We start from the raw sequence: 7,243 nt of genomic DNA, 5'->3' as shown, positions 1-7,243 counted from the left end.
CAAAATCGCCTTGTTTGCAGTTTGAAGCGTTTATGTTTGCAGTTCGCTACAGCTATTAATCCTATAAATCCCACAACTAGAAAAATTCCACACCCTACAACAATTGCTTTGACTAATGGCTGTTGAGAAACTCCACGCGTAGTAATGATTTCCTCTGGCTCAGGAATTTCTTTTTGCAATTCTGTTGGTTGTTCAGGAGTCTCAACCTCGATATTGACACCGTTCATTGCAGCAAAATCATTCTGCTGACTGTTGTTAGTAGGTAGGGATTCTTGGGTTGAAACTCTTTCAGTTGGTGTTTCTATTGTTGGATTTTCTTTGATGGAAACTTCTGAATTAGACATAACTATAAATTAAGGTCTTGAATTTTAAAAATTTCCAAACCAGCTTTTCTAGCTTGATATGGCGCTTGTTGCAAAATAGAAGCGTTTTTAGGCAAGGGGATATTATCTATGGCTCTGACAAAAATACTTTTGTTAAAAGAGATAGCTTTTCCTACTTGATTACCATTTTGAAAAATAATTAAATTAGAAACCATACTTACTTCCCATTCGCCTTCTTTTATGCTTTTTGGCGGCGAAAGATGGCGGACAATCAAAGCTGATTGAGTGCTACCGTTAAAAACAGAATCAGGGGTAACATTACTTAATTCTCTAAGAAAAGGTACTCGAAAATCTTCTGATAAAGCAAACCCAGCCGCCCATGTACTTGTGGTTATTTTTTTATCTCCTGTTTGCACTCCAGAATCTAACTCTGGTTTCTTATTCGGGTACAATTCTTCATCTATTTTTGGTAGAGCATTCCAATTCAACAAACCAGTCATTGTTTTACCCACAAAATTTGTAATAGCTTGAGGAGTACGTTCTTTACTTCCAATTGGAGTTACCCTAACAGAATTACCATCACTCAATTCCACTAAAGTCGGAGTGTCTGCATTGGCTAACTTACCTAACCGCCCAGAATTAATCAGCGATGTTAGCAACAGAAAAAATAATAAAATACTATTGCTGATGATTAAGAGAGGTGTAAAATCTATGCCTTTCTTATTAAGAATTTGCATATTATCTCCTACCAATAATTTTTGCAGTGTTGGAAAATCCTGTAAATACTGCCATGCCGCCACCTGAGCCAATTGCTACAGCCAAAATGGGTGATAATATGGCTTCTACTAAAGGTAAAAATAAGGGGTTATTTGATGGTGTATTGACAATTGAACTAGCAGCTATCCCCACAATAATTGAATAGCTAACCAACACTAAGCCTAAAGCTAACCAACCAGCCAACCATGCTAAAATCGGTTTAGCCCCAATAGGAAGTAATGATAATACTAAAAATATGGGGCCAATATAAGAATTAAGCAGAAAAGAAACTTGGACAACATATTGAAATGCTGCTGCTAATCCACTAAAAATTATATAAGAAAGTCCTTGAACCGTGGCATTAATCGCTTGTCCTCCTAAATCAAAAATATTCCAATTTGTTTTAGTCTCAGGTAAATTATTTTTTGCCCTAAAATCATCAGATTCTTTTTTAATTTTTTCGGTTGTTTCGTTAATACATATTTGGCGAGGGTTAATCTCATTTCCGTCTTGGTCAATTCCTTCAAGAGGTTGCTTTTCACACTCTGCCATCTGTGCTTTAGCAGCCATTATGAAAGCTTGATCCATACTAGTGTTGCGTATTGCTTCTTTTAAAGTCACTCCATTTCTTGTAATATTTAAAACATTATTATTGATATTATTTGACACATTGCGGAGTGCTAATGAACTATTAGCCAGCAATGCCCCATTATTCACAGCTAACATCATGATTACCAGCAATGGATAAACCATTTCAGTGATAACGCCAGGGGAAAACCCTTCTTCGGAAATTTGAACGTACCAGCCCAACGACCAAAAACTCACCAAAGCTACCGCCGCCAGTAAAGCCACAGAGGTCACGGCTGTATATACAGGGCTGTTACCATTAACTAAGTCTTCCCAATCTTTTTCAAATAAGCTGACAATTAGCTGAGAACCGTTCTGCGCTCCTTGCATAATTTGACTGGCATCGCTACCGCCAGGATCTAAATTAGCAATAAAGAAAAAAGTAGATACAAGCATCTATTTACTCCAAAATCCATCACGAAAAGCAGCAGCTTCTAATATTTGACTGGCTGTAGCTCTAGCTTCAGCTTCTTCTTTACGTGATTTTTCATCCATGCGTGTAGAAATATCGGTTAGATTGATATTTGCTGCTGCCAAGGCACGAGATTGTTTTTGTGCTTCTGATTGAATAGACTTAGAAATGATTACGCCCTGAATATTTTGGACAGCAATTTTTTTGAGAATATCTTGAGTAATGATGTCTTCCTGTGCAGCATCACCAATTGCAATTGAAGTAGCTAAAGCATTATTAGTTAGCTCGGCTTCTTGAGCTTGAACTTTTTGTCCTGCGGCTCCTAAAGTAGACTGAGACTGCCCTAGTGTGTATTGCCGATTCCATTCATGCTTGGCATCTTGCCCTTGGCTTCTAGGATTTGGTTTGAGTAATTCATACTCTTGTTTTTCTAGAATTTTACTAATCTTATCTCCAGCTTCCAACGGGTCAGGAATGCCGAGATCACCGATAGTTGATTCAATACCTTTCTTGATTTCACCACCTAGTTTTCCCCAGGTTTTAGCAAATGAGTCTGTATGCCATTTGATTGAGTGCTGCAAACTCTTATATATTTGTTCAAATTGTCCAAAAAATCCCTCAATTGAATTAGCATTCGCTGGTTTTGTAGAAATGAATAAAAATATAATCATCAGCAAGCTAAAACATACTAAATGGGGCAGTGGGAATAACAAAGTCGCTTTTTTGTTGGGGTTCATATAAGTTCTCCGTTGATACTGTAAAAGGCTTGGGTGAACAGACAGAATTGACTACAGCTTTACCAGCGTCTATTGATTTTATGGTTACGATAATAGGAATAGGTGACTTTTCTACTCTAGAAAGTTGGTTGAAAATTTGACCATCATAACGCGGTTGATCTGGAATTACCGCAGAGGGAGTAGTATAAATCAAGAGATAGTTTTTATCTGGCTTAAAAGGAGAAGTCACTCCTGGTTTTTCTAAAAATAATGTAGAGATATCAATATCCAATCTCTTGGCATGATAAACACTCGAAAGAGTTTTACTACTTTGGATATATTGATAAGCCGACTTTGTGGCTCCCCTACAACCATCTATTTGTTTAACAACCTGCTTTTCATATTCTTGTTTGTTATGTTGCCATATTTGAAACCCTGCTATTGAAGTTACTACACCTAAGATTGCTAAAAGAATTTTTGGTTGAGTTAAATTAACAAGTAGGTTTTTCAAAGTGGTTTTCCTTGCTTAATACATTCAACGTAGTATTTAGAAAATTCAGCTATACACTGAAATTTATCAGGATACATACTTTTAAAGCGATCTCTTGCTGCTTGCTCTTCTCTGCTGTTAGCAACCAAAGCAATCATCGGGTAAGAAGGATAGTAGCGACAGCGAATATATTTGTTGTTATAATCCAACAACCAGAGCGTATATAGTTGCTTAATATTTGGGCGAAATGATTCATTTTTCTCAATGATATGTTTAGGAATACCCAAGATTTCCGAAAAAGAACGCGCAGCACCAGGGACGATGCGGCCAATTAATCTCAAAGGCATATTTTGCAATATTTGCTCTCCAGCTTCAGATTTGGCGATGGATAAAACATCTTGACCAGCCAGGATGACGCGACAACCGGATTTACGAGCAGTGGCGCACTTGCGACCCACCAGCCGAGATAAAGCCGGGAAGCCCAACAATACAGAAGCTTCATCCATGAAAAAAGCACTATTGGGGGAAGAAAGCGATTGTCGGGATGCGGCAATATATGCAGACATACCAAATACCTCGGCATCTTTACCTGATTGCAAGTTTGTTAAGGCGAAAGTAATTAATTTTGAGTCAGTCTGGAAAGTTGAAGGTTTGCAAATAGCATCCCCAATTGCACTTGCTCTCCAATATTGCAGCCGGAGACGGATATAATTGAGCGCTCTGTCTACATTCTCGTCTTCATAGCCTAATTCAATCCGGTTTTTAGAGAAAAAAGGCTCCATGTCTACTAAAGTGGGTGTATTAGCCCACGCAGCCGACCCTAAACCAGCTAACCTTGCCTCTTCAAATCGTCGTTGAATCTCAGGATCTTCATAAAAAGCTTTTGTCCCCAACGGGATAAGTGATTCAATTGTTTGAGCAACGAAACCATCAAATGTTTGTGAACCTAATACTAGCTGTAAGACGATGAGATTGACATCATTTCTATGCGACCTAATTCTGTCCTGCTTCTGGTCTTCAGGAATTTTGGTTAAATCCAATGGCTGTACAAGATTATTGGATTCTTTAGAAATATCGAAGTAAAAACCGTTGTGGTAAGGCGTATAATCTCCGAATGTTCCTGTCCCGTCGTCGTTAGGAAGGTCAATCATCAAAATTGACATTCCTTGTGCTTGGCACTCGGCAAGAATTGGGGATACCAAAACTGATTTTCCAGATCCTGTTGTTCCAATTACTAAAATATTTTTAGTTTTTGATAAATCAATTTTGACTGGGGAATGCCCCTCATCTGCTATTAGTTCAAAGCCTTGCTCGTCTGCTCTGCCATTCTGAACTACATTAGTTACTCCCAATATTTCACTAGCAAAAAAAGCCAGTCGCCGATTGTAGGGGCTAACTAATATTGGTTCTTGCTTAACAAGTAATGTTTGCAACCAAATTAACCAAGCATATTCAGTTTCACGAGTTAGTTCAGCAGGTTGATTAATGTATCCAGAAATTAGTCTACAAGCATCGTCTACCTCTTCTGGAGTGTCGCGGTACACTAAAACAATTAAACTCATATTCTCTGGTACATCACCAGAGTAAAGTTTTTCTTGTGCCTCTACAGAACGTTTCACATTAAACTGTGCAGAGACATCAATTGATTTACGTTGTTGAACGTGTAAATCCAGCGACCGGGATCTTCTGGTAATGGTTTGTTGTGTGAGACGAGTTAAAGCGCGGTCTGCTGGGCTAATTTGAGTAATGACTTCAATATCAAAAACTGGATTTCTAGAAAAAATATCCCACAAAAAGCGAGTCTGACTAGCAGTTGATGCAAAGGCTTCTGGCTTACGGGAAAGGGTCATTACTCCCACATATTTTTTTCCATTCTTCTGTGTTGGTAGACATACCCACCGCCGATCTGCAAATGGTACTCCATTATTAAGTAGGACTGAAGTTGCGTGTGCGTCTCCTATTACCTGCATTGGATGCAAGGGTGCAGCTTCATTAAATTCTTCTCTAATCCCTTGCTCATCAAAAATTAATGTGTGAGGGATTTTTACTGTTTTAGCTCCTACATTCTGAGAAAGTTCTTGCCACAATTGCTGTTCTGTCTTTGGTTGAGGCATAAACCCCATTTCTGTTAAAATCTGCTGATGTCTGATAGAAGCTTCAACTGCTTTAGTAAGTACCTGAGTCAAATGTTTTTTGGTAAGTTCTGATTCACCGGATGGAGTGAATCGTTTTTGTAAGAAGTTACCAAATTTGACTAATGCTCTATCTAAAGCATCTCCTGATTCAACTGAATGGGGAGACACTGTATAAGTTGTGTAGATACTTAGGCTTACTCTTTTTCTTTCTTGTGTACGTGTCAATTCTTGAATTCTAGCTAGTTGCCCCCAATCTAGAAATTCACTTTCAGTTGATGCCGGATTTTTTACGCGGTTCAAAAAATATTCTTTAGCATCATCGTCTGTACAAAAAGAACTCCACCGAAATGTAAAGCTTTCCTTCTGGGGTATCTCTTTACAACCATTCTCAAAAGCCAGAGCGATCGCCTCAATTTGCTCTTGAGAATTGAATAATGGATGAATACCTGTGCAAGTATAACCAAAAACCAACTGTAAAGTGTTATTGGTTTCGCTAACTTTTTTGCGACTGAGCATATAAGCTCCTGCAATATAAGCGTCTTTTTTGAGCCTGACCAGCGTTGTTAAATCCAGTGCATCCTCAAAGGGATTTAATTTTTTGGCTTTAGAACGACTAATTTTCACCTTTTTTGAACCTAATTTCTTTTTCTCTTGGGGAGATGAGTATTTAGCGTATCCTCGTGTCCAAACAGGGACGATAGGATACACTTTAGACCAGAAAAGATGTGGGCTTTTTCCTGACAATACTAAAGCTGTTCCGCTAGCCCAAATTCCCAGTAGCATACACCAGACAATATGCAAACCTAAAGCAACAGCTATGAAGAAAATAAAGCCAAAAGTAGAGACAGCAATAGCAAATTGTGTGCCGGAAAAAGCACCAATAGTGGCACTCTTTCCCAAAGACTGGTTAACTTGCTTGATTTCTTTAGAGGATTGCACTTTTACTATCGATACTAAAGAAAAAGAACCAAATCAGCGATTAGATAGAAACACTAACCCTTGTAAGATATGAGCGCCCCAGGAGGGTAAATCAAAAGTATTAAATCCCCTCGCAATGAATGAAACAAACACAGTTTTCTTGTTTAGCTAAAAGCCTTGCTATATCAGGGTTATAAAATGTGTTTCTTAGGCGTTAACTGTTTAATTAGCAAACAGCAGCACTACCAAACAGAATACTTTGAACTATGTAAAGAACAAGAGTCACCAAAAACACACCTAAAGGCTGCTGGATTAGTTGAGTGACTTCTTGCCCTTCGCCCAAGGCATTGACAACTTTAACTCCAGCACTGATGAAATAACCGAACAATAAAATAGTTATGGCAACTGACAAAACAACAGGAAGACCAGTAAGCAAGGGACTAGCAACACCACCTGGACCACCTGCAAACATACAACTAAGAGCTTGTTGCGTGGGTTGAAATAATCCAATCGCTAAAGATGGTTGGGCGTGTCCAACAACGATCATAGTAGTGCCAACAGATAATATTTGATGGCGATACTTATTGGCTTGATTGGCTATTAATTTAGCTAAAAGCTGTCCTGGGGCATTTTTGGTTGAAAGATTTTTAGATGCCAAAACGCTCACTCCTTGTTTTCATGTTTATTGACAAATTAAACATCAACTTTTCGACGCTCTTTTTTGAAATTCACTCTCTATATCTTCTAAAGTATTTTCTCTAGCAAGGGAGCGAATTTCTTGGAGTATGGGAACATGAGATTCATATAACTTTGCTGACGGGGCGACAAACAAGTCTAAAAACAAGACAGTGTAAACAATGTAACGA

The 7,243-nt window shown here is 38.4% G+C and carries 6 protein-coding genes and 1 pseudogene; all 7 read right to left on the bottom strand.

All coding sequences use genetic code 11. The features are described from left to right. A pseudogene (locus tag ACM0OW_RS25405) lies at positions 1-344 on the bottom strand (hypothetical protein); the annotation flags it as partial. A gap of 2 nt (positions 345-346) precedes the next feature. Beyond that, a complete protein-coding gene (locus ACM0OW_RS25400; RefSeq protein ID WP_414553452.1) occupies positions 347-1,060 on the bottom strand; it encodes a hypothetical protein in 714 nt (237 codons plus the stop codon). 1 nt (position 1,061) lies between these two features. Then, on the bottom strand, positions 1,062-2,102 hold the full coding sequence (locus ACM0OW_RS25395) for a hypothetical protein (protein WP_414553450.1): 1,041 nt from the start codon (positions 2,100-2,102) through the stop codon (positions 1,062-1,064). Beyond that, complete coding sequence (locus tag ACM0OW_RS25390) at positions 2,103-2,855, bottom strand: hypothetical protein (RefSeq protein ID WP_414553448.1); 753 nt, start codon at positions 2,853-2,855, stop codon at positions 2,103-2,105. Further along, positions 2,797-3,345, bottom strand: a complete 549-nt coding sequence (locus ACM0OW_RS25385) for a hypothetical protein (protein ID WP_414553446.1) — start codon at positions 3,343-3,345, stop codon at positions 2,797-2,799. Before ACM0OW_RS25385 ends, ACM0OW_RS25390 begins: the two co-directional genes overlap by 59 nt. Beyond that, positions 3,342-6,398, bottom strand: a complete 3,057-nt coding sequence (locus ACM0OW_RS25380) for a helicase HerA domain-containing protein (protein WP_414553444.1) — start codon at positions 6,396-6,398, stop codon at positions 3,342-3,344. Before ACM0OW_RS25380 ends, ACM0OW_RS25385 begins: the two co-directional genes overlap by 4 nt. 205 nt (positions 6,399-6,603) lie before the next feature. Beyond that, the gene (locus ACM0OW_RS25375; RefSeq protein WP_414553442.1) at positions 6,604-7,044 is read right to left on the bottom strand and encodes a hypothetical protein; all 441 of its coding nucleotides are present in this window, start codon (positions 7,042-7,044) and stop codon (positions 6,604-6,606) included. Positions 7,045-7,243: the final 199 nt, after the last annotated feature.

This window comes from Anabaena sp. CCY 0017 (assembly GCF_963920885.1).
Classification (GTDB): Bacteria; Cyanobacteriota; Cyanobacteriia; order Cyanobacteriales; family Nostocaceae; genus Nodularia.
This window is presented reverse-complemented; position numbering and strand designations above follow the sequence as displayed.

Coding starts and splice junctions, on each gene's coding strand:
- ACM0OW_RS25400 (WP_414553452.1), bottom strand. CDS start 1,060: ATGCAAATTCTTAATAAGAAAGGCATAGATTTTACACCTCTCTTAATC.
- ACM0OW_RS25395 (WP_414553450.1), bottom strand. CDS start 2,102: ATGCTTGTATCTACTTTTTTCTTTATTGCTAATTTAGATCCTGGCGGT.
- ACM0OW_RS25390 (WP_414553448.1), bottom strand. CDS start 2,855: ATGAACCCCAACAAAAAAGCGACTTTGTTATTCCCACTGCCCCATTTA.